Origin of the sequence: Streptomyces sp. NPDC057136 (assembly GCF_042670885.1) — a bacterium.
Lineage (GTDB): Bacteria > Actinomycetota > Actinomycetes > Streptomycetales > Streptomycetaceae > Streptomyces.
The window spans coordinates 91,015-112,252 of the sequence record NZ_JBHUUV010000003.1 but is presented as its reverse complement, the minus strand read 5'-3'; the positions used below and the strand labels follow the sequence as shown (position 1 = coordinate 112,252).

General features: G+C 70.2%; 10 protein-coding genes. 2 read left to right on the top strand and 8 right to left on the bottom strand.

From position 1 onward, the window contains the following. Positions 1-2 precede the first annotated feature (2 nt). The 4 genes from glgB to ACFT7S_RS04910 all read right to left on the bottom strand — a co-directional run bounded on the left by glgB (position 3) and on the right by ACFT7S_RS04910 (position 7,982). Positions 3-2,456 (bottom strand): 1,4-alpha-glucan branching enzyme, encoded by a 2,454-nt coding sequence (gene glgB, locus ACFT7S_RS04925; protein WP_382727029.1) that lies wholly within the window; start codon positions 2,454-2,456, stop codon positions 3-5. A 47-nt stretch (positions 2,457-2,503) separates the two neighbouring features. Then, on the bottom strand, positions 2,504-3,982 hold the full coding sequence (locus ACFT7S_RS04920) for a maltokinase (protein ID WP_382727027.1): 1,479 nt from the start codon (positions 3,980-3,982) through the stop codon (positions 2,504-2,506). 227 nt (positions 3,983-4,209) lie between these two features. Next, the gene (gene treS / locus ACFT7S_RS04915; RefSeq protein WP_382727024.1) at positions 4,210-5,934 is read right to left on the bottom strand and encodes a maltose alpha-D-glucosyltransferase; all 1,725 of its coding nucleotides are present in this window, start codon (positions 5,932-5,934) and stop codon (positions 4,210-4,212) included. Next, a complete protein-coding gene (locus ACFT7S_RS04910; RefSeq protein ID WP_382727021.1) occupies positions 5,931-7,982 on the bottom strand; it encodes an alpha-1,4-glucan--maltose-1-phosphate maltosyltransferase in 2,052 nt (683 codons plus the stop codon). The genes treS and ACFT7S_RS04910 overlap by 4 nt, the downstream gene beginning before the upstream one ends. Before the next feature lie 636 nt (positions 7,983-8,618). Here ACFT7S_RS04910 and glgP point away from each other — a divergent pair. Then, positions 8,619-11,303, top strand: a complete 2,685-nt coding sequence (glgP, locus tag ACFT7S_RS04905) for an alpha-glucan family phosphorylase (RefSeq protein WP_382727018.1) — start codon at positions 8,619-8,621, stop codon at positions 11,301-11,303. A 96-nt stretch (positions 11,304-11,399) separates the two neighbouring features. Here the strand turns inward: glgP and ACFT7S_RS04900 are convergent, their stop codons facing one another. The 4 genes from ACFT7S_RS04900 to glgX form a co-directional block, all read right to left on the bottom strand. Continuing rightward, on the bottom strand, positions 11,400-13,427 hold the full coding sequence (locus ACFT7S_RS04900) for a M4 family metallopeptidase (protein WP_382727015.1): 2,028 nt from the start codon (positions 13,425-13,427) through the stop codon (positions 11,400-11,402). Between the two features lie 370 nt (positions 13,428-13,797). Next, complete coding sequence (locus ACFT7S_RS04895) at positions 13,798-15,669, bottom strand: ABC transporter ATP-binding protein (RefSeq protein ID WP_382727013.1); 1,872 nt, start codon at positions 15,667-15,669, stop codon at positions 13,798-13,800. Next, complete coding sequence (locus ACFT7S_RS04890) at positions 15,666-17,498, bottom strand: ABC transporter ATP-binding protein (RefSeq protein WP_382727010.1); 1,833 nt, start codon at positions 17,496-17,498, stop codon at positions 15,666-15,668. Before ACFT7S_RS04890 ends, ACFT7S_RS04895 begins: the two co-directional genes overlap by 4 nt. A gap of 69 nt (positions 17,499-17,567) precedes the next feature. Continuing rightward, positions 17,568-19,811 carry a glycogen debranching protein GlgX gene (gene glgX / locus ACFT7S_RS04885; RefSeq protein ID WP_382727007.1) on the bottom strand — a complete coding sequence of 748 codons (2,244 nt, stop codon included), beginning with the start codon at positions 19,809-19,811 and terminating at the stop codon, positions 17,568-17,570. A gap of 154 nt (positions 19,812-19,965) precedes the next feature. Between glgX and ACFT7S_RS04880 the strand changes: the two genes are divergently transcribed. Beyond that, positions 19,966-21,195, top strand: coding sequence for an Ig-like domain-containing protein (locus ACFT7S_RS04880; protein WP_382727004.1), 1,230 nt, complete (start codon positions 19,966-19,968; stop codon positions 21,193-21,195). Positions 21,196-21,238: the final 43 nt, after the last annotated feature.

The window sequence follows — 21,238 nt, the reverse complement described above, 5'->3', positions numbered from 1 at the left end:
GGTCAGGCAGGCCGGAAGTACACCGTGGCCAGCGGCGGCAGAGTCAGGAGCACGCTGGTCTGCCTGCCGTGCATGGCCACCGCCTCCGGCTTCAGCGGCTCCTCGTTGCGTACGTCGCCACCGCCGTAACGAGCCGCGTCCGTGTTGAGGACCTCCACCCAGCTCTCGAAGCCCTCCGGTACGCCGACGCGGTAGTCGTGGCGTACCACCGGGGAGAAGTGCGAGATCGCCAGGAGCGGCGAGCCGTCGGCGTCGTAGCGCAGGAACGCGAACACGTTGTCCTCGTACGCGTTCCCGTCGACCCAGGCGAAGCCCTCCGGCACGGTGTCGCGCTGCCAGAGGGCGGGCACCGCCCCGTACACCGCGTTCAGATCGCCCACCAGGGTGCGTACACCGCGGTGGTCGCCCGAGGCCTCGTACGAGGGGTCGAGCAGCCACCAGTCGGGGCCGTGCCCCTCGGACCACTCCGCTCCCTGGGCGAACTCCTGGCCCATGAAGAGGAGTTGCTTGCCCGGGTGGGCCCACATGAAGCCGAGGTAGGCGCGGTGGTTGGCGCGCCGCTGCCACCAGTCGCCCGGCATCTTGCTGACCAGCGCCTGCTTCCCGTGCACCACCTCGTCGTGCGAGATCGGCAGGACATAGTTCTCGCTGTACGCGTACACCATCGAGAAGGTCATCTCGTTGTGGTGGTACTTGCGGTGCACCGGCTCCTTCGACACGTATACGAGTGAGTCGTGCATCCAGCCCATGTTCCACTTCAGCCCGAAACCCAGGCCCCCGAAGCCGCCGGGACCGACATGGTGCGTGGCGCGCGTGACGCCGTCCCAGGCGGTGGACTCCTCGGCGATCGTGACGACACCGGGGTTACGCCGGTAGACGGTCGCGTTCATCTCCTGGAGGAAGGCGACGGCATCCAGATTCTCCCGGCCGCCGTGCTCGTTCGGCGACCACTGCCCGTCCTCGCGTGAGTAGTCGAGGTAGAGCATCGAGGCCACCGCGTCGACCCGCAGGCCGTCGATGTGGAACTCCTCGCACCAGTACGTGGCGTTGGAGACCAGGAAGTTGCGGACCTCCTTGCGGCCGAAGTCGAACTCCAGCGTGCCCCAGTCCGGGTGCGCGGCCCGGGACGGGTCCGAGTGCTCGTACAGCGGGCGGCCGTCGAACTCCGCGAGCGCCCAGTCGTCGCGCGGGAAGTGCGCGGGAACCCAGTCGATGATGACCCCGATGCCCGCCTGGTGGAGGGCGTCGACGAGGTGCCGGAAGTCGTCCGGGCCGCCCATGCGCGAGGTCGGGGCGTAGAAGCCGGTGACCTGGTAGCCCCAGGAGCCGCCGAAGGGATGCTCGGAGACCGGCATCAGCTCGACATGCGTGAAGCCCAGATCGCGTACATAGGCGGGGAGCTGGGTTGCAAGTTGGCGGTACGTCAGTCCCGGTCGCCAGGAGGGGAGATGGACCTCGTACGCCGAGAACGGGGCCTCGTGCACCGGGCGGTCGCCCCGGTGCGCCATCCAGTCCGCGTCCCGCCACTCGTAGTGCGAGGCCGTGACCACCGAGGCGGTGGCAGGGGGAACCTCCGCCTGCCGGGCCATCGGGTCGGCGCGCAGCGTGTGCGAGCCGTCCGGGCGGCAGATGTCGAACTTGTACAGGGCGCCCTCGCCGACCGCCGGGACGAACAGCTCCCATACGCCCGATGAGCCGAGCGAGCGCATCGGGAGGCCCTTGCCGTCCCAGTAGTTGAAGTCACCGCTGACCCGCACCCCGCGGGCGTTCGGCGCCCACACGGTGAAGCGGGTGCCGGTCACGCCCTGGTGCTCCATCGGCTGGGCGCCGAGAGCGGTCCACAGCTCCTCGTGCCGGCCCTCGCCGATCAGATGCAGGTCGAGTTCACCGAGCGCCGGAAGGAAGCGGTACGGGTCGTGGACCTCGATCTCGTTGTCCTCGTAGGCGACCGCGAGCTGATAATCGGGGACGGTGGACATCGGCAGGACCCCGGCGAAGAACCCGTCGCCGTCCTCGTGCAGTTCCGCCCGCAGCCCCTTGGCGAGCACGGTCACCGAACGCGCGAAGGGGCGCAGCGCACGGAACTCCACCCCGCCCCGGGTCAGGTGCGCGCCCAGCAGGTCGTGCGGGGCGTGGTGCTCACCGGCGAGCAGCCGGGCCCGGTCCCCGCCGTCCATGGCGACGGCGGGGAGCACGCCCTTGCTGCCACCGCCGCGCCGGGGACGGGGCGGCGTGGCGCCGGTCCGTGTGGCCCGGGTCTGCTTGGCCGGCGGCGCGGTGGCCGGGGTGGCCGCGGTCGCGGGTGCGCCCTTCGGCGCGGGTGCGGCGGGTGCAGCGGGTGCGGCAGAGGCGGTCGGGGCGGAGACCTCGGTGGTCACCGGCTGCTGGACGGGCGGGACCTCGATGGGGTCCGACGTTTTGCGGGACGGCTTGCGGGACGGCTTGCGGGCGGTCACAGGGACTGCCTCCTCGGAGGGGGAGAAGTGGGAAGAGCGGGTGGGGTTCAGTCGGTCGCCGTGGCCAGGCGCTGGATCGCGGCCATCGGCACCGGCAGCCAGTCGGGCCGGTTCCGTGCCTCGTACAGCACCTCGTACACCGCTTTGTCGGTCTCGTAGGCGCGGAGCAATTCCGGTTCGCCGCGCGGATCGGAGCCCGAGGCCTGCGCGTATCCCTCGCAGTACGCGGCGCGGCAGCGCGCCGCCCACTCGTCGTTCCACGGGCGGTGCGAGCGGGCCGCGTAGTCGAAGGAGCGGAGCATGCCCGCGACATCGCGCACCGGCGGCTGCGGACGGCGGCGTTCCGGAAGGGGCCTGGCGGGCTCCCCCTCGAAGTCGATCAGTGACCAGAAACCGTCCTCGGCGCGCAGCGTCTGACCGAGATGGAGATCGCCGTGGACCCGCTGGACCGCCCAGCCGGTGTCCTCGTGACCGAGCGCGGCGACGGCGTCGAAGGCGGTACGCAGCCCCGGCACGTAGGGCACGAGTGCCGGCACCGCCCGGGCGGCGGCCGCCAGCCGCTCCGTCATCCCGTCGACGAGCTGTCTGGTCTGCGAGCGGCGCAGCGCGGGCGTCGGCAGCGCGGCGGCGAGCGCGATGTGCACCTCGGCCGTGGCCCGGCCCAGGGCGTGGGCCTCCGGTACGAAGTCCCGGCCGGCCGCGAGCGCGCCGAGGGCGAGCTGCCAGCCGTCCCGCGCGCCGCGCAGGAATGGCTGCAGCACACCGAGCGTCACCGGCTGCGGAGCGGTGGCCTCGAACCAGGCGACCGGGGCGGGCACCCGTCGGCAGCCTTCGCGGGTGAGGGCGAGCGGCAGCTCCAGATCGGGGTTGGTGCCCGGGAAGACCCGGCGGAAGATCTTGAGGATGTAGGCGTCGCCGTAGACGAGCGAGGAGTTGGACTGCTCGGCGTCGAGCACCCGGGGCGCGAGCCCGGCGGGGATCGCGGTGGCCTGGTCGAAGCGGATCGGACCGAGGGGGCCGGGGCGGCGGAACCGTTCCAGCAGAAGTTCGGCGACGCGCGGGTCGTGCAGACCCTCGTAGACCGTGAGGCCGGCCAGCGGCCCGTCCTGGAGCCGGCCGATCCGGGCAGCGGCCAGCCGGGGCGGGAGCATGGCCCGCACCCCGAGCAGGAGCTGATAGCAGTCGCCCGGCGCGTTCGCGGGCAGACCGGGCTGATGGGCCCTGACCAGCAGATGGAGCAGCCCGGGACCCGTGCCGGCAGAGCTCACCGGCAGTATCTCGGTCGCCGACACGAGCGAGAAGCGGGTGACCGGCTGCCCCTTGCCCGCGAACCAGCGCTGGCCCGGCAGCCAGGCGTGGAGCAGGGGAGCGAGGGAGGACAGCAGAGCCGCGCCGTCGGCGGTACTGTCCGCCGCACCCGCCCCGGAGCTCGTCTGCGGCGGCGGGGCGCTCATGGTCGTGCTCGTTGTTGTGCTCTTCGTTTTACTTTTCGATGTGGCGACTCGAGTGGATGCAGCCTCCGACATGGCATCGCGTCCTTTCCCCGGGCACACCACAGGATGCGAAGAGTGTCCCGGATTGCGGCAATGGCTGTCCGGCTGTGCGGGACGTGTCGGGAGAGGAAGGTCCGTACGGACTCGATCTTTGGCCCGTAAAGGACCGGAGGAGACCGGAAGAGCTCGATATGGGGGAGAGTGCCCCCTGCGGGGCGGCGGAAACCGCCCCGCGAGAGGTCGTACGCAGCAGCTCGTCGTCAGGCGACGGGCGGGTCCTTCCGCAAGCGGAACCAGTAGAAGCCGTGCCCCGCGAGGGTGAGCAGGTAGGGCCACTGGCCGATGGCCGGGAAGCGCACCCCGCCGATCAGCTCCACCGGGTGACGGCCGTTGTACGCCCGCAGATCCAGTTCCGTCGGTTGTGCGAACCGCGAGAAGTTGTGGACGCACAGCACCAGATCGTCGGTGCCGTCGCCGTTCGGCGGGGCCTCCCGGATGAAGGCCAGAACGGCCGGGTTCGAGGACGGCAGTTCCGTGTACGAGCCCGTACCGAACGCGTGGTTCTGCTTGCGGATCTCGATCATCCGCCGCGTCCAGTGCAGCAGCGAGGACGGCGAGGCCATCGACGCCTCGACATTGGTGACCTGGTAGCCGTAGACCGGGTCCATGATCGTGGGGAGATACAGGCGCCCCGGATCGCTGGAGGAGAACCCGGCGTTCCGGTCGGGGGTCCACTGCATCGGGGTGCGTACGGCGTCGCGGTCGCCGAGCCAGATGTTGTCGCCCATCCCGATCTCGTCCCCGTAGTAGAGGATCGGGGAGCCGGGCAGGGACAGCAGCAGCGCCGTGAACAGCTCAATCTGGTTGCGGTCGTTGTCCAGGAGAGGCGCCAGCCGGCGGCGGATGCCGATATTGGCCCGCATCCGCGGATCCTTGGCGTACTCCGCGTACATGTAGTCGCGTTCTTCGTCCGTGACCATTTCGAGCGTGAGCTCGTCGTGGTTGCGCAGGAAGATCCCCCACTGGCAGTTCTTCGGGATCGCCGGGGTCTTCGCGAGGATTTCCGAGACCGGGTAGCGGCTCTCGCGCCGTACGGCCATGAAGATGCGGGGCATCACCGGGAAGTGGAATGCCATGTGGCACTCGTCGCCGTCGGCCTGGAAGTCACCGAAGTAGTCGACGACGTCTTCCGGCCACTGGTTGGCCTCGGCCAGCAGCACGGTGTCCGGGTAGTTGGCGTCGATCTCCTTGCGGACCCGCTTGAGGAAGGCGTGGGCCTCCGGCAGGTTCTCGCAGTTGGTGTTCTCGCTTTGGTAGAGATACGGCACGGCGTCCAGTCGGAAGCCGTCGATACCCAGGTCCAGCCAGAAGCGCAGCGCCGAGATGATCTCTTCCTGCACCGCCGGGTTCTCGTAGTTGAGATCGGGCTGGTGCGAGAAGAACCGGTGCCAGTAGTACTGCTTGCGCACCGGGTCGAAGGTCCAGTTGGACGTCTCGGTATCGACGAAGATGATCCGCGCGTCCTGGAACTGCTTGTCGTCGTCGGCCCAGACGTAGTAGTCGCCGTACGGCCCGTCGGGGTCGGTGCGGGACTGCTGGAACCAGTCGTGCTGATCGCTCGTGTGGTTCATGACGAAGTCGATGATCACGCGCATACCGCGCTGGTGCGCGGCGTCGACGAACTCGACGAAGTCGGCGAGGTCACCGAACTCCGGCAGGACGGCGGTGTAGTCGGAGACGTCGTAACCACCGTCGCGCAGCGGCGACTTGAAGAACGGCGGCAGCCAGAGGCAGTCGACGCCCAGCCACTGCAGATAGTCGAGTTTGGCGGTGATGCCCTTGAGGTCGCCGATGCCATCGCCGTTGGAGTCCTGGAAGGACCGGACGAGGACCTCGTAGAAGACGGCGCGCTTGAACCAGTCGGGATCGCGGTCCTTGGCGGGAGTGTCCTCGAACGTGTCGTGGACGGGCTCGTTGACGATCATGGTGTGGGTGACCCTCCGGTCGGCGGGGACGGTCGCAGAACGACGATGTGCGCGGGTGTCACGCCCGGCTCCAGACGCACATAGAAGGTCCTGCCCCAGTGATAGGTGTCGCCGGTGAGCTCATCGCGCACCGGTACGCGCTCATGCCGGTCGAGGCAGAGCTGTGGCATGTCCAACGAGACCGTGGCCTCCTGGGTGTGGTGGGGGTCGAGGTTGACGACTACCAGAACGATGTTCGGACCCGAGCGCTTGCTGTACGCGATCAGGGCCTCGTTGTCGACGGAGTGGAAGTGCACGTCGCGCAGTTGCTGGAGCGCCGGATGGCGTCGTCTGATCCGGTTGAGCGAGGTGATCAGAGGCGCCAGCGAACGGCCCTCGCGCTCCGCCGACTCCCAGTCCCTGGGCTTGATCTCGTACTTCTCCGAGTGCAGGTACTCCTCGCTCCCGGAACGCACCGGGGCGTTCTCGCACAGCTCGAATCCCGCGTACACGCCCCAGGACGGCGACAGGGTCGCGCCCAGGACGGCCCGCGCCTCGAAGGCGGGGCGGCCGCCCTCCTGGAGGTAGCCGGGAAGGATGTCGGGGGTGTTCACGAAGAAGTTGGGACGCATGTACGAGGCGGAGTCGCCCGAAAGCTCTGTGACGTACTCGGTGAGTTCCTGCTTGGTGTTACGCCAGGTGAAGTACGTGTACGACTGCTGGAAGCCCACCGCGGCGAGCGTGCGCATCATCGCGGGCCGGGTGAACGCCTCCGCCAGGAAGATCACGTCCGGATCGGTGCGGTTGATCTCGCCGATCACCTTCTCCCAGAAGACCACCGGCTTGGTGTGCGGATTGTCGACGCGGAAGATGCGCACGCCGTGGTCCATCCAGAACCGCAGGACGCGGACGGACTCCGTGACCAGCCCGCGCAGATCCTTGTCGAAGGCGATCGGGTAGATGTCCTGGTACTTCTTGGGCGGATTCTCCGCGTAGGCGATGGAGCCGTCGGGGCGGTGGTGGAACCACTCCGGGTGCTCGGTCACCCAGGGGTGGTCGGGGGAGCACTGGAGGGCGAAGTCCAGCGCGATCTCCATGCGCAGGGTGCGGGCGGTCTCCACGAAGTGGTCGAAGTCGTCGAGGGTGCCGAGCTCGGGGTGGACGGTGTCGTGGCCGCCCTCGGCCGAGCCGATCGCCCAGGGCACACCCGGGTCGTCCGGGCCGGGGGAGAGGGTGTTGTCAGCGCCCTTGCGGTGAGTGGTGCCGATGGGGTGGATGGGCGGGAGGTAGACGACGTCGAAGCCCATCGCCGCGACGGCGGGCAGCCGTTCGGCGGCCGTGCGGAACGTGCCGCTGATGATCCGGGTGGCGGGCGGCTGTGCCTTCGCGGCCTTGCCCGCCCGGCCCTTCTTCGTGTCCTTCGGCGGCTTGACCTCCTCGGTCCGCGCGCCTTCGGAGCGCGGGAACAGCTCGTACCAGGAGCCGTAGAGGGCCCGGCGGCGCTCCACGGTCAGGGGCAGCGGGCGGGAGGCGGTGACCAGTTCGCGCAGCGGGTGGCGGCAGAGCGCCTCGTCGGCGGCGGGGGCGAGCGCCGCGGCGAGCCGGGAGGCCGCCGGGCGCATGGTGTCGCGCAGGGCGTCGGCGGCGGCGAGCACCGCCTCCCGGCCGTCCTTTTTCGGTACGTCATCGGCGGCCCGCTCGTAGAGTGCGGCGCCCTCGGCCAGGACCAGTTCGGTGTCGATGCCCGCGGGGATCTTGATCTGGGCGGCGTGCCGCCAGGTGGCCACCGGATCGCTCCACGCCTCCACCGTGTAGGTCCACCGGCCTTCGGCCGACGGGGTGACGTCGGCTCCCCAGCGGTCCGTGCCGGGTGCCAGTTCACGCATCGGAGTCCACGGCCCCGGACGCCCGCTGGGGTCGTGCAGGACGACGTTGGCGGCCACGGCGTCATGGCCTTCGCGAAAGACGGTGGCGGTGACCTGGAAGGTCTCACCGGCAACGGCTTTCGCCGGCCTTCTGCCGCAGTCGACGAGCGGACGGACGTCGAGGACGGGAATGCGACCGATCATGGAATCACCTGGGGGCTGGAGCTGGGGAGGCGCGGGGCACGACGAAGCTGCGGAGAGCTGTACGGGCGTGTCGCGCTTGTTGGGGCTTGTCCTTTGTAGCCGCTCTGCTGTCGGCTGGCTGGCTGTGGGCATGGCCGCTCCTGTCCGCGTTCACTCGAATGGCACTCGAATGGGTGGTGCGCGGGGTATCCGCGCACCGAATTCGGTGCGCGGATACGGACTGCCGAGGCTGTGTACCGGGGAAGCCTGCCCACCGTTCTCGGGTGGGCAATCCGGTGGTGTGTTAACTACTCGGTCGTAGCTGCCGGGCGCCCCGCGGCGGTTCCCCGTTCCCCGGGCGCCACTCGGAAGCCTTCCTTGTGCCCCGAAGTGCCACAAGGCCACATGAGGGTGCGGAATCGGCCATATCGCCTGGGGTCAACGGGGCGGGTGGGGCGCGTGAATCGGGCCGTACGGCGGACGCGGGGCGGCGCCGGGGTGCGGGGGTGCGGGCGGGAGGTGACCGCCGGACCCGGTGAGCCGGTCGCGCGCCGTGGCCGGGTTTCGCGGCGCGCCGCTACCTTCGAGGGTGACGGAGAGGGCGCCCGCAGTCGTGCGTCCCCTCGGATTCGTACGTCCCCTGTAAAGGTGGAATACGTGAAGGCCATTCGTCGATTCACCGTGCGTCCTGTCCTCCCCGATTCCCTCCAACCGCTTCAGGATCTTGCGCGCAACCTGCGCTGGTCCTGGCACACCGAGACCCGTGAGCTCTTCCAGGCCGTCGACCCCGAGGGCTGGCGGCCCGCGGAGGCCGACCCTGTCCGTCTGCTCGGCGCCGTGTCCGCCGGACGCCTCGCCGAGCTGGCCCAGGACCAGCAGTTCCTGCGTCGGCTGACCGAGGTGTCCGACGACCTCCGCGAGTACCGAGACGGCCCGAGGTGGTATCAGGACCAGCTCGCCGCCGGTGCGGAACTCCCCGCCGCCGTGGCCTACTTCTCACCCGAGTTCGGAGTGACCGCGGCCCTGCCGCAGTACTCCGGCGGACTCGGCATCCTCGCCGGCGACCACCTCAAGGCCGCCAGCGACCTGGGCGTACCGCTCATCGGAGTGGGCCTGCTCTACCGGCACGGCTACTTCCGCCAGACCCTGTCGCGCGACGGCTGGCAGCAGGAGCACTATCCCGTCCTCGACCCGAACGAAATGCCGCTCACCCTGGTGCTGGAGGCCGACGGCACCCCCAGCCGGGTGGTGCTGGCGCTGCCCGGCGGACGCTCGCTCCATGCCTGCATCTGGCAGGCCCAGGTCGGCCGCGTACCGCTGCTGCTGCTCGACTCCGACGTGGAGGAGAACGCGGCGGGCGAGCGCGATGTCACCGACCGGCTGTACGGCGGTGGCAGCCACCACCGTCTGCTCCAGGAGATGTTGCTCGGCATCGGCGGGGTCCGCGCCGTGCGGACCTACTGCCGGCTGACCGGGACCCCCGCCCCGGAGGTGTTCCACACCAACGAGGGGCACGCCGGATTCCTCGGCCTGGAACGCATCCGGGAACTCTCCGAGACCGGGCTGGACTTCGACGCCGCCCTGGAAGTGGTGCGGGCCGGCACGGTCTTCACCACCCACACCCCGGTACCCGCCGGAATAGACCGTTTCGACCGCCAGCTGGTGGCCCGGCACTTCGGGGACGACGGCGAACTGCCCGGCGTCGCCGTCGAGTGGATTCTCCGGCTCGGCATGGAGACCTACGAGGGCGGCGAACCCGGCCTCTTCAACATGGCGGTCATGGGGCTGCGGCTCGCCCAGCGCGCCAACGGGGTCTCCACCCTGCACGGAGCCGTCAGCCGGGAGATGTTCTCCGGGCTGTGGCCGGGATTCGACCCCTCCGAGGTGCCGATCACCTCGGTGACCAACGGCGTGCACGCCCCGACCTGGGTGGCTCCGGAAGTCTTCCGGCTCGGTGCCGGGAAGGTCGGAGCCGGCCGCGCCGGGGACGTGCTCGCGGGCGGGCCGGTGGAAGGCGCCCTCGACGGCGAGCCGTCCGGACGCCCCACCGGCACACCCAAGCGATGGGACGCCGTGGCCGACATCCCTGACCGGGAGATCTGGGACCTGCGCCGGGTCCTGCGCGAACAGCTGGTCACGGAGGTGCGCAAGCGGCTCTACGCCTCCTGGCGCAGGCGCGGCGCCGGTACGGCCGAGCTCGGCTGGATCGACGGAGTGCTGGACCCGGACGTGCTGACCATCGGGTTCGCCCGCCGTGTGCCCTCGTACAAGCGCCTCACGCTCATGCTCCGTGACCGCGGCCGGCTGACGGAGCTGCTGCTCCACCCGGAGCACCCCATCCAGATCGTCGTCGCGGGCAAGGCGCACCCGGCCGACGACGGCGGCAAGCGGCTGGTGCAGGAGCTGGTGCGCTTCTCGGACGACCCGCGGGTGCGCCACCGCATCGTCTTCCTGCCGGACTACGGCATGGGCATGGCGAAGAAGCTCTACCCGGGCTGCGACGTCTGGCTCAACAACCCGCTGCGTCCGCTGGAGGCGTGCGGTACCAGCGGGATGAAGGCGGCGCTCAACGGCTGCCTCAACCTCTCGGTGCGTGACGGCTGGTGGGACGAGTGGTACGAGCCCGACTTCGGCTGGGAGATCCCCACCGCCGACGGTGCCGCCACGGACGAGGACCGGCGCGACGAGCTGGAGGCGAACGCCCTCTACGCGCTGATCGAGGACCGGGTCGCGCCGCGCTTCTACGACCGGGACGCCGAGGGGCTGCCGGAGCGCTGGATCGAGATGGTCCGCCGCACCCTGGCCACCCTCGGACCCAAGGTGCTCGCGGGCCGCATGGTGCGTGAGTACGTGGAGCGGCTCTACGCGCCCGCCGCGCAGGCCCGGCGCTCCCTCGACCCGGCGGCGGCGCGGGAACTCGCGGCGTGGAAGGCCCGGGTGCGGGCCGCCTGGCCCGGGGTCGCCGTCGACCATGTGGAGGCGTCGGCCGCCATCGTCACGGGTGGCTCGGCGGAGCTGGGGTCCACCCTGTCGCTCCGGGTGCGGGTCGCCCTGGGCGGGCTGGACCCGGACGACGTCGAGGTGCAGGTGGTCGCAGGGCGGGTCGATTCCGGTGACGCGATCGCGGACGCCCAGGCGTTCCCGCTGAAGCCGGCCGGCGGTCATGACCTGGACGACTGCTGGCTGTACGAGGGTCCGCTCACCCTGGACCGCACGGGACCGTACGGCTACACCGTGCGGGTCCTTCCGTCCCATCGGCTGCTGGCTTCCGGCGCGGAGCTCGGCCTGGTCGCGCTGCCGGCGGACGGTGCGGTGGAGGGCTCGGGCGTACTGCTGCGCTGACGGCATGGCGAACGGCCCGGGAGGAGAGTGAACTCCGCCCGGGCCGTTCTGTTTCATGGGACCTCAGAAGTCAGCAGACTTCAGAAGCCGATGACCTCAGAAGGTCAGCTTGAAGCTGTTGATCTTGCCGGTGTCCTGCGCGGCGACGTCCTGGACCTTGAGCTTCCAGGCGCCGTTCGCCACCTCGGACGAGGCGTTGGCCGTGTACGTCGTGACCACGTTGTCCGCTGAGTCGCTCGACGAGGAGTTCTTCAGCCGGTAGGTGCTGCCGTCGGGGGCGACGAGGTCGATGACCAGGTCACCGCGCCAGGTGTGCGTGATGTCCACGCCGACCTGGAGGGCGGTCGGCGCGTTGCCCGTGACACCGGTGACGTTGACCGTGCTGGTGACGGCCGCGCCGTTGTCCGGGATCGACACGGCGGTGGTGTTCTCGAAGACGGTGCCACCGCCGCCGCCACCGGGACGCGAGCCCACGTTGATGCCGGCCCAGGCGTCGGCCACGGCCTTGTACTCGGCGCTGGTGGTCCCGTACAGCTCACCGGCCACGGCGAGCGTGCCGGTGCGGGCAGCGGCGTAGTTCGTCGTGGAGGTGAACTTGGTGGTGAGCGCCTTGAACCAGATCTGCAGGGCCTTGTCCCGGCCGATGCCGGTCACGGGCAGACCGTCGGAGGTCGGGGAGTTGTACGAGACGCCGTTGACGGTCTTGGCGCCGCTGCCCTCGGAGAGCAGGTAGAAGAAGTGGTTCGCCGGGCCCGAGGAGTAGTGGACGTCGATCGAGCCGATGCCCGAGTACCAGGCGTCCTTGGAGCCGCCGTCCTTGCTCGGCTTGTCCATGTAGCGCAGCGGGGTGCCGTCGCCGTTGATGTCGATCTTCTCGCCGACGAGGTAGTCGCCCGGGTCGGCCGTGGTGTTGGAGTAGAACTCCACGCCCGCGGCGAAGATGTCGGAGGTCGCCTCGTTGAGACCGCCGGACTCGCCGCTGTAGACCAGCTTGGCCGTGGCGGCGGTGACGCCGTGCGTCATCTCGTGGGCCGCGACGTCGAGGGAGGTCAGCGGCTTGAGGTTGCCCTCGCCGTCCCCGTACGTCATGCAGAAGCAGCTGTCCTGCCAGAAGGCGTTGACGTACGCGTTGCCGTAGTGGACGCGGGAGTACGCGGCGACGCCGTCACCCTTGATGCCCGTGCGGCCGTGCACGTTCTTGTAGTAGTCCCAGGTTTCGGCCGCACCGTAGTGCGCGTCCGCACCCGCGGTCTCCAGGTTCTGCGGGGTGCCGTTGCCCCAGATGTCGTCGGTGCCGGAGAAGAGGGTCCCGGTGCCGGACGTGCCGCGGTTCAGGTTGTACGTCTTGCCGTTGCCGCGCGTGGTGTCGGTCAGCGTGTACGAGGGCGCGGTGCCGAGCGTCACCTGGCCGTTGTACTGGGTGTTGCCCGTGCCGTTCTCGACGGCCTGCCACTCGTGGAGCTTGGCGCCGCTTGAGGCGTCCGTGACGACGTGCAGCTCGTTCGGGGTGCCGTCGTGCTGGAATCCGCCGACGACGGTCTCGTAGGCGAGCTGCGGAGTGCCGCTCGCCAGCCAGACCACCTTGCGCGGGGCCTCGCTGGCCTTGGTCGCCTTCGAGCCCTCGGTCTTCGCGGCGCCCAGCGCCTGCTTCTCGGCGGTGGCCGGCGCGACGTCCGCCGTGGTGCCGACTGCCTTCAGCTGGGCCGTGGTGGCCTTGGACGCCTTGGTGACGCTCTCGGTCTTCCCCGCCTTGGTCTCCTGCACGACGAGGTCGCCGCCGAGGACCGGAAGTCCGTCGAGGGTGCGCTCGTAGCGGGTGTGCGTGGTGCCGTCGCGGTCCTGGACGACATCGCGGACGACGAGCTTCTCCTGCGACCCGAGACCGAGCTGCTTGGCGGTGGCCGCCTTGGTGGAGTTGGCCTCGCGGAGCAGCTCGGCGCGCTGGGAGGGCGAGAGCTGTGCGGGGAGCGAGCCCGGGTCCGCCTTGGTGGCGGCCGGGGCGGCGACGGGACCACTGCCGGGAGTGGCGGTGGCGGTGCCGGTCTGGATTCCGACGGCGAGCATGGCTGCCGCGGCTATCAGAGCGCCGGTCGCGGTGGCACGACGGCTGTGCGTGGATCTCACGCTGACTCCTTCTGCGAGGGGGGTATTCGGGCGGCCGGGTGAGCCATCCGGGCAGAGCAAGCGGTGCGCAGAACGGGGTGAAGAGTGTCAGCAGATGTGGGCACCTGTCAGGACCGCGTCAACAATTTGGCCGGAAATCGTCCGTTGCCCGATGGGCCATGTTCGTTAAGCGGACGTTTCCGCGATCATTGCCGCGATGTCGTCCGGAGTTCGGCGGAGCCCGTAATCCCAGGGTGTTCGGGGGTTCTGAGCATCCGGGGTGTGTTCGAACGACCCATGCGTTTCCGGCCGATGACCACCTGATGAGACGGCGCGGAGTGTGGCTCGTTCCGCGCCGTCCCGGCAGGCTTCGGCCCGGGTCCGCGCGGGGTCAGGCCAGGCTCTCCCGCCACGCCCTGTGCAGCCCGGCGAACCGGCCCGTGCCGCCGATGAGTTCGGCCGGGGCCCCGTCCTCCACGATCCGGCCGTGCTCCATCACCAGCACCCGGTCCGCGATTTCCACGGTCGACAGCCGGTGCGCGATCACCACCGCCGTACGGCCGTGCAGCACCGTGTCCATGGCTCGCTGGACGGCCCGTTCACCCGGGATGTCCAGGGAACTCGTCGCCTCGTCGAGGATCAGCACCGCCGGATCGGCGAGCAGGGCGCGGGCGAACGCGACGAGCTGGCGCTGCCCCGCGGAGATCCGGCCGCCCCGCTTCCGTACGTCCGTGTCGTAGCCGTCGGGCAGGCTGCTGATGAAGTCGTGCGCGCCGATGGCCTTCGCCGCGCGCTCGATCTCCCCGGGCGTCGCGTCCGGCCGGCCGATCGCGATGTTCTCGGCGACCGTCCCGGAGAACAGGAACGCCTCCTGGGTCACCATCACCACGCCCCGCCGCAGCTCGGCCGTGGCGAGGTCCCGCAGATCGGTGCCGTCCAGCAGGACCCGGCCCTCGGTCGGATCGTAGAAACGCGCCACCAGCTTCGCCAGCGTCGACTTCCCCGCACCCGTCGAACCGACCACGGCGACGGTCTGCCCGGCCGGCACCGTCAGATCGAAGCGCGGCAGGACCTCACCGCCCGTGCGGTAGGCGAAGCGCACCCCCTCGAAGGTCACCTCGCGGCCCGGGTGGTCACCGGTCAGCGCCGGGAGCTCCTTCGGCGCGGTCGTCTCCGGGACCGTGGGCGTCTGCGCCAGCAGGCCGGCGATCTTGTCCAGCGACGCGGCGGCGGACTGATAGGAGTTCAGGAACATCCCGAGCCGGTCGATCGGGTCGTAGAGCCGCCGCAGATACAACACGGCCGCGGCCAGCACCCCGAGCGCGAGCGTCCCGGACGCCACGCGGTAGGCGCCCCACAGCACCATCGCGGCCACTGCCGTGTTGGCGACCAGCCGGGAGCCGATGACATAGCGCGCCATCTCCAGCATCGCGTCGCCGTTCGCCCGCTCGTGACGGTGGTTGAGCGCCGCGAAGTCCGCGTCGTTGCCCCGCTCCCGGCGGAATGCCTGGACCGGCCGGATGCCGTTCATCGTCTCCGCGAACTTGACGATGACCGAGGCGATCGTCGTGGACCGGGTGGCGAACGCCTTCCCCGCCCGCCGCTGGTAGAGGCGCACCAGCAGATACAGCGGTACGAAGGAGAGCACCGCGATCGAACCCATGGCCGGGTCCAGCCAGAGCAGCAGCACGGAGATGGACACGAACGACAGGATCACGCCGATCAGTTCCTGGAGCCCCTCGCTCAGCAGCTCCCGCAGCGACTCCACATCCGTGGTGGAACGCGAGATCAGCCGGCCGGAGGTGTAGCGCTCGTGGAAGTCCACGCTCAGCGCCTGCGCGTGACGGAAGATCCGGCCGCGCAGATCGAGCAGGACGTCCTGGTTGATCCGTGCGGAGCCCCTGATGAACGCGTACTGGAGGATTCCCGCACCGAGCGAACAGAGCACGTACCCGACGGCCACGGCGATCAGCGGCCCGTAGTCGCTGTCCCGGAACGCCGGTACGCCGCTGTCGATGGCGTACGCCACCAGCAGCGGCCCCGCCTGGACCGCCGCCTGCTGGAGCACCAGGAACAGGGCGGCCACCCAGACCCGGCCGCGCAGCGGACGGAGCAGCGAGAAGAGCAGCGCCCGCGTCGCGCCACGCGGCGCGGGCAGGGCGTCCCGGTCGAACGGATCACCGGCGGGCCCGGCCTTGGCCGGCTCCTTGCGAGGCACCTCGTCGTCGGCGAGAGAGGGTCCGTCGGTCGTGGCACTGGTCATCGGGTGCTGCTTTCCTCGGCAGTGGCGTCCTCGGGGGCGGCCGGGGTGTCCTCAGGGATCCCCGGCTCCGCCGCACCCGACATCAGCCAGGCGTACTCGGCGTTGCTGCGCAGCAGTTCCTGGTGCGTGCCGACGGCACTGATCCGGCCCTCGGAGAGCAGCGCCACCCGGTCCGCGAGCATCACGGTGGACGGCCGGTGCGCCACGACCACCGCGGTCGTCCGCTCCAGCACCTGGCGGAGCGCCGCCTCGACGAGCGTCTCCGTGTGGACGTCCAGGGCGGAGAGCGGGTCGTCCAGCACCAGGAAGCGGGGACGGCCGACGACGGCGCGGGCGAGCGCGAGACGCTGCCGCTGACCGCCGGAGAGGCTGAGCCCCTGCTCGCCGACCTGGGTGTCCAGACCGTGCGGAAGGTCGTACACGAAGTCCGCCTGTGCGACGGCGAGGGCCCGGCGCAGCTCCTCCTCGCCCGCCCCTTCGGCGCCCATCAGCACGTTCTCGCCGACGGTCGCCGAGAAGAGGGTCGGCTCCTCGAACGCCACCGACACCAGCTCGCGCAGCCGTGGCCGAGCCATCCCGGCGATGTCCTCGCCGTCCAGCATGATCCGGCCGCCGGTGACCTCGTGCAGCCGGGGAACGAGCGCCGTGAGCGTCGTCTTCCCCGAGCCCGTGGCGCCCACCAGGGCCATCGTCTCGCCGGGACGGATCCGCAGATCGATGCGCGCGAGCACGGGCGCCGAGCCGGGATCGGCGTCGGGATACCGGAACTCGACACCTTCGAAGACCATGCCGGGCTCGTCGGCCTCGCGGCCACGGCCGTCCCCGTCGGCGCCGCGCTCCTCCGCCACGTCCATGACCTCGAAATACCGCTCGGTCGCCGTCGCCGACTCCTGGCTCATCGCCAGCAGGAACCCGATCGACTCCACCGGCCAGCGCAGCGCCAGGGCCGTCGACAGGAAGGCCACGAGCGTGCCCGCCGACAGCGCGCCGTCGGCCACCTGGATCGTGCCGAGCACCAACGCCGCACCGATCGCCAGCTCCGGAATGGTGGTGATGAGGGCCCAGATACCGGCGAGCAGCCTGGCCTTGCCCAGTTCCGTACCGCGCAATCGCTGCGACAGCTCGCGGAACGCCAGGGCCTGGCTGCGGTGCCGGCCGAAGCCCTTGACGATCCGGATGCCGAGCACGCTCTCCTCGACGACCGTGGTCAGATCACCCACCTGGTCCTGTGCCTTGCGCGCCACCACGGAGTACTTGGTCTCGAAGAGCGAACAGAGGATCACCAGGGGTACGGCGGGCGCGAGGAGCACCAGTCCCAGCGTCCAGTCCTGGGCGAACAGAATGATGAAACCGACCAGAATCGTTGTGGCGTTGACCAGCAGAAAGACCAACGGGAAGGCCAGGAACATCCGCAGCAGCATCAGATCCGTGGTCCCGCGCGAGAGCAGCTGCCCCGACGGCCATCGGTCGTGGAAGGCCACGGGCAGCCGTTGCAGATGCCGGTAGAGGTCGGCGCGCATCGATGCCTCGACCCCCGCGAGCGGCCGCGCCACGAGCCACCGCCGCAGGCCGAAAAGCCCCGCCTCGGCCATCCCGAGGAGCAGCAGATACAGCGCCCCCAGCCATACGCCGCCGGGGTCCCGGTCAGCGACAGGACCGTCCACCATCCACTTCAGTACGAGCGGGATCACGAGCCCGAGGCACGAGGCCAGGATCGCCACGAACGCCGCGCTGAACAGCCGGACGCGGATGGGACGGACATAGGGCCACAGACGCAGCAACGAGCGCACGGCGGACCGGTCCGTGTGCTCTGCAAGTGTTTCGGGCATCAGGAGCGAGCCTACGGTTCACCACTGACATCTCTCATGTCCTTTTCCCGCCGTATCGGCCCTCACATGTCACGCCCCCACCCGCAACAGCAGCACCGCCCGCGCCGGCACGGTCAGGGTCGTGCCGCCCGGGTGCAGGGTTCCCGGGGCGGCCGACTGGTCCTCCAGCGAGGTGTCCAGGACCAGTTCGTACGTGGTCGCCCAGGGCGGTCCGGGCAGCGTGAATCCGGTTGGCCGGTCGCCCGCGTGGAAGACCGTCAGGAAGCTGTCGTCGGTCACCTGTTCGCCGCGGGCGTCCCGGCCCGGGATGTCCCGCCCGGACAGATACAGGCCGAGGGCCGCCGCGGGCGCGTACCAGTCCTGCTCCGTCATCTCCTTGCCCTCACGGGTGAACCACGCCAGGTCGCGCAGACCGTCCGGCGCCTGGGCGCGGCCTGAGAAGAAGGCCCGGCGCCGCAGCACCGGGTGGGTGTGGCGCAGGGCCAGCACCCGGGCGGTCAGCTCGGTCAGCCCGCGCCACTCCGGCTGGTCGAGGAGCGACCAGTCCAGCCAGCTGACCTCGTTGTCCTGGCAGTACGCGTTGTTGTTGCCCCCTTGCGTACGTCCCATCTCGTCGCCCGCCACCAGCATCGGGACACCGGTCGAAAGGAGCAGCGTGGTAAGGAGGTTGCGCAGCTGGCGGCGGCGCAGCGCGTTGATGCCGGGATCGTCCGTCTCGCCCTCGGCGCCGCCGTTCCACGCGCGGTTGTCGTGCGTACCGTCGCGGTTGCCCTCACCGTTCGCCTCGTTGTGCTTCTGCTCGTAACTGACCAGGTCGCGCAGGGTGAAGCCGTCGTGCGCCGTGACGAAGTTGACCGAGGCGTACGGCCGCCGGCCGCCCCAGGCGTACAGGTCGCTGGAGCCGGTCAGCCGGTAGCCGAGGTCCCTCACGTCGGGCAGGGCGCCGCGCCAGAAGTCGCGTACGGCATCGCGGTAGCGGTCGTTCCACTCGGTCCAGAGCGGCGGGAACGCGCCCACCTGATAGCCGCCGTTGCCGACGTCCCAGGGTTCCGCGATCAGTTTGACGCGGCGCAGCACCGGGTCCTGGGCGATCACCGCGAGGAACGGGGACAGCATGTCGACGTCGTGCATCGAGCGGGCGAGCGCCGCCGCCAGGTCGAAGCGGAAACCGTCGACGCCCATCTCCGTCACCCAGTACCGCAGCGAGTCGGTGATCAGCCGCAGGACCTGCGGCTGCACCACATGCAGTGTGTTGCCGCAGCCGGTGTAGTCCGCGTATCTGCGGGCGTCGGCCTGGAGCCGGTAGTAGCCCCGGTTGTCGATGCCGCGCAGCGACAGCATCGGGCCGAGCTCGCCCGCCTCCGCCGTGTGGTTGTAGACCACGTCGAGGATCACCTCGATCCCCGCGTCGTGCAGGGCGTGCACCATCCGTTTGAACTCGCCGACCTGCTGGCCCGCGGTGCCGCTCGCCGAGTAGCCGGCGTGCGGGGCGAAGTAGCCGATGGAGTTGTAGCCCCAGTAGTTGTGCAGCCCGCGGCGCAGCAGATGGTCCTCGTGCGCGAACTGGTGCACCGGCAGCAGCTCGACCGCCGTCACCCCGAGCCGCTTCAGATGGCCGATGGCCGCCGGATGCGCGAGACCGGCGTACGTACCGCGCAGCTCCGGGGGGATGTCCGGGTGGAGCTTGGTGAAGCCGCGTACGTGGAGTTCGTAGATGACGGAGTCCGCCCAGGGTGTCTTGGGGCGCCGGTCCTCCACCCAGTCGTCGTCGTCATGGACGACGACACCCTTGGGGACGAAGGGGGCCGAGTCCCGGTCGTCGCGCACCGTGTCCGCGACATGCTGTTGCGGCCAGTCGCGCACATGGCCGTACACCTCGGACGGCAGGGTGAATGAGCCGTCCACCGCCCGTGCGTAGGGGTCCAGGAGCAGCTTCGCCGCGTTCCAGCGGGCGCCGGTCCACGGGTCCCAGCGGCCGTGCACCCGGTAGCCGTAGCGCGTGCCGGGCCCGACGCCCGGTACGAAGCCGTGCCAGATCTCGTGGGTCAGCTCGGTCAGCGGGCAGCGCGTCTCGTTGCCCTGCTCGTCGAAGAGGCAGAGGTCGACGGACTCCGCCCCGCCCGCCCAGAGGGCGAAGTTCGTCCCCGCCACGCCGTCCGGGCCCACCCGGAAGCGGGCACCGAGCGGCATGGGCGCCCCCGGCCATACGGGTGGTGCGGGCGGTGCACCGCGAGCGGCGACGGCCCCGGAATCCCCTTCCACCGCCTTCCCGGTCGACTCCTGCACTGTCTCCTGCTCGGCTGCGCTCGACACCTCTCAGCCTCCCGCGGCTCGTTCGGGCCGGCACCGGCGAGGGAGCTCACGGCGTCCCGGCCGCGGCCTTCCCGATGTGGTCCTTCCCTCTGTTCTGCCCACGGCGGCCCCCGCACTCACGTTTCCCCCGGGCGGCCCTGCTCGTTGAGGGTGCGTGAACCACGAAGCGAACAGGGCACGGGCGGGTTCGGCCGCCGTGCTGACAGGAGCAGGACTGCTCACCGTGCTGGCCGCAATGACGGGCTGCACCGACGGAAAGCCGGTCATCTTCGGCGGGGGCAAGCCGCGCTCGGCCGGCGACGCGATCCGGATCTTCCCGGAGGACGGAGCCAAGAGCGTCGGGTCGGAGAGCCGGATCGAGGTGAAGGTCCCCGACGGACGGCTGGAGCGTGTGGAGGTGACGCGAATCGAGGACGCGCAGAAGGAGGTGGTACCCGGCCGGATCTCGCAGGACGGGCTTTCCTGGCTGCCGGAAGGCGGCACCGGCCGGCTCGGTCTCGCCTCGAAGTACAGCATCGCGGCGGTGGCCGTGGACGGCGCCGGACACCGCTCGGCCCGTAACACCACCTTCACCACGGTGGTCCCCGACGACCGCTTCATCGGCTACTTCAAACCGGAGAACCGGTCCACGGTGGGCACCGGCATGATCGTTTCCTTCGACTTCAACCGCCCCATCCGCAACCGCGCGGCCGTGGAGAAGGCCATCAAGGTCACCGCGGACCCGGCGGTTGAGGTGGTGGGCCACTGGTTCGGCAAGGACCGCCTCGACTTCCGCCCCGCAACGTACTGGAAGCCGGACACCGAGGTAACCGTCGAGGTGGGGCTGCGCGATGTGCAGGGCGCGCCCGGGGTGTACGGAAGCCAGCAGAAGACGGTCGGATTCACGGTGGGCCGTTCACACGTGTCCCTGGTGGACGCGGCCGAGCACACCATGGAGGTCCGCCGCGACGGCGAGCTCCTCAGTGCCGTGCCGATCACAGCGGGCTCCCCTTCGACGCCCACCTACAACGGGAAGATGGTGGTCACCGAGTTGCTGGAGGTGACCCGGATGAACGGGGCCACCGTCGGCTTCGGCGGCGAGTACGACATCAAGGACGTCCCGCACGCCATCCGCCTCACCGAGTCCGGCACCTTCCTGCACGGCAACTACTGGGCCTCGTACGACACGTTCGGTTCCTTCAACACCAGCCACGGCTGTATCGGCCTGCGCGATGCGAAGGGGGGCAGCGAGGACACCCCGGCCGGCTGGTTCTTTGACCGGACGCTCATCGGGGACGTGGTCGAAGTGGTCAACTCCCGCGACAAGAGAGTCGCTCCCGACAACGGTCTCGGCGGCTGGAACCTCGACTGGAAGAAGTGGAAGGCAGGCTCCGCGCTGCGCTGATGCCCGGCCGGCCCCCGTTCCGCCGCACCCCGTGCCACCTGCG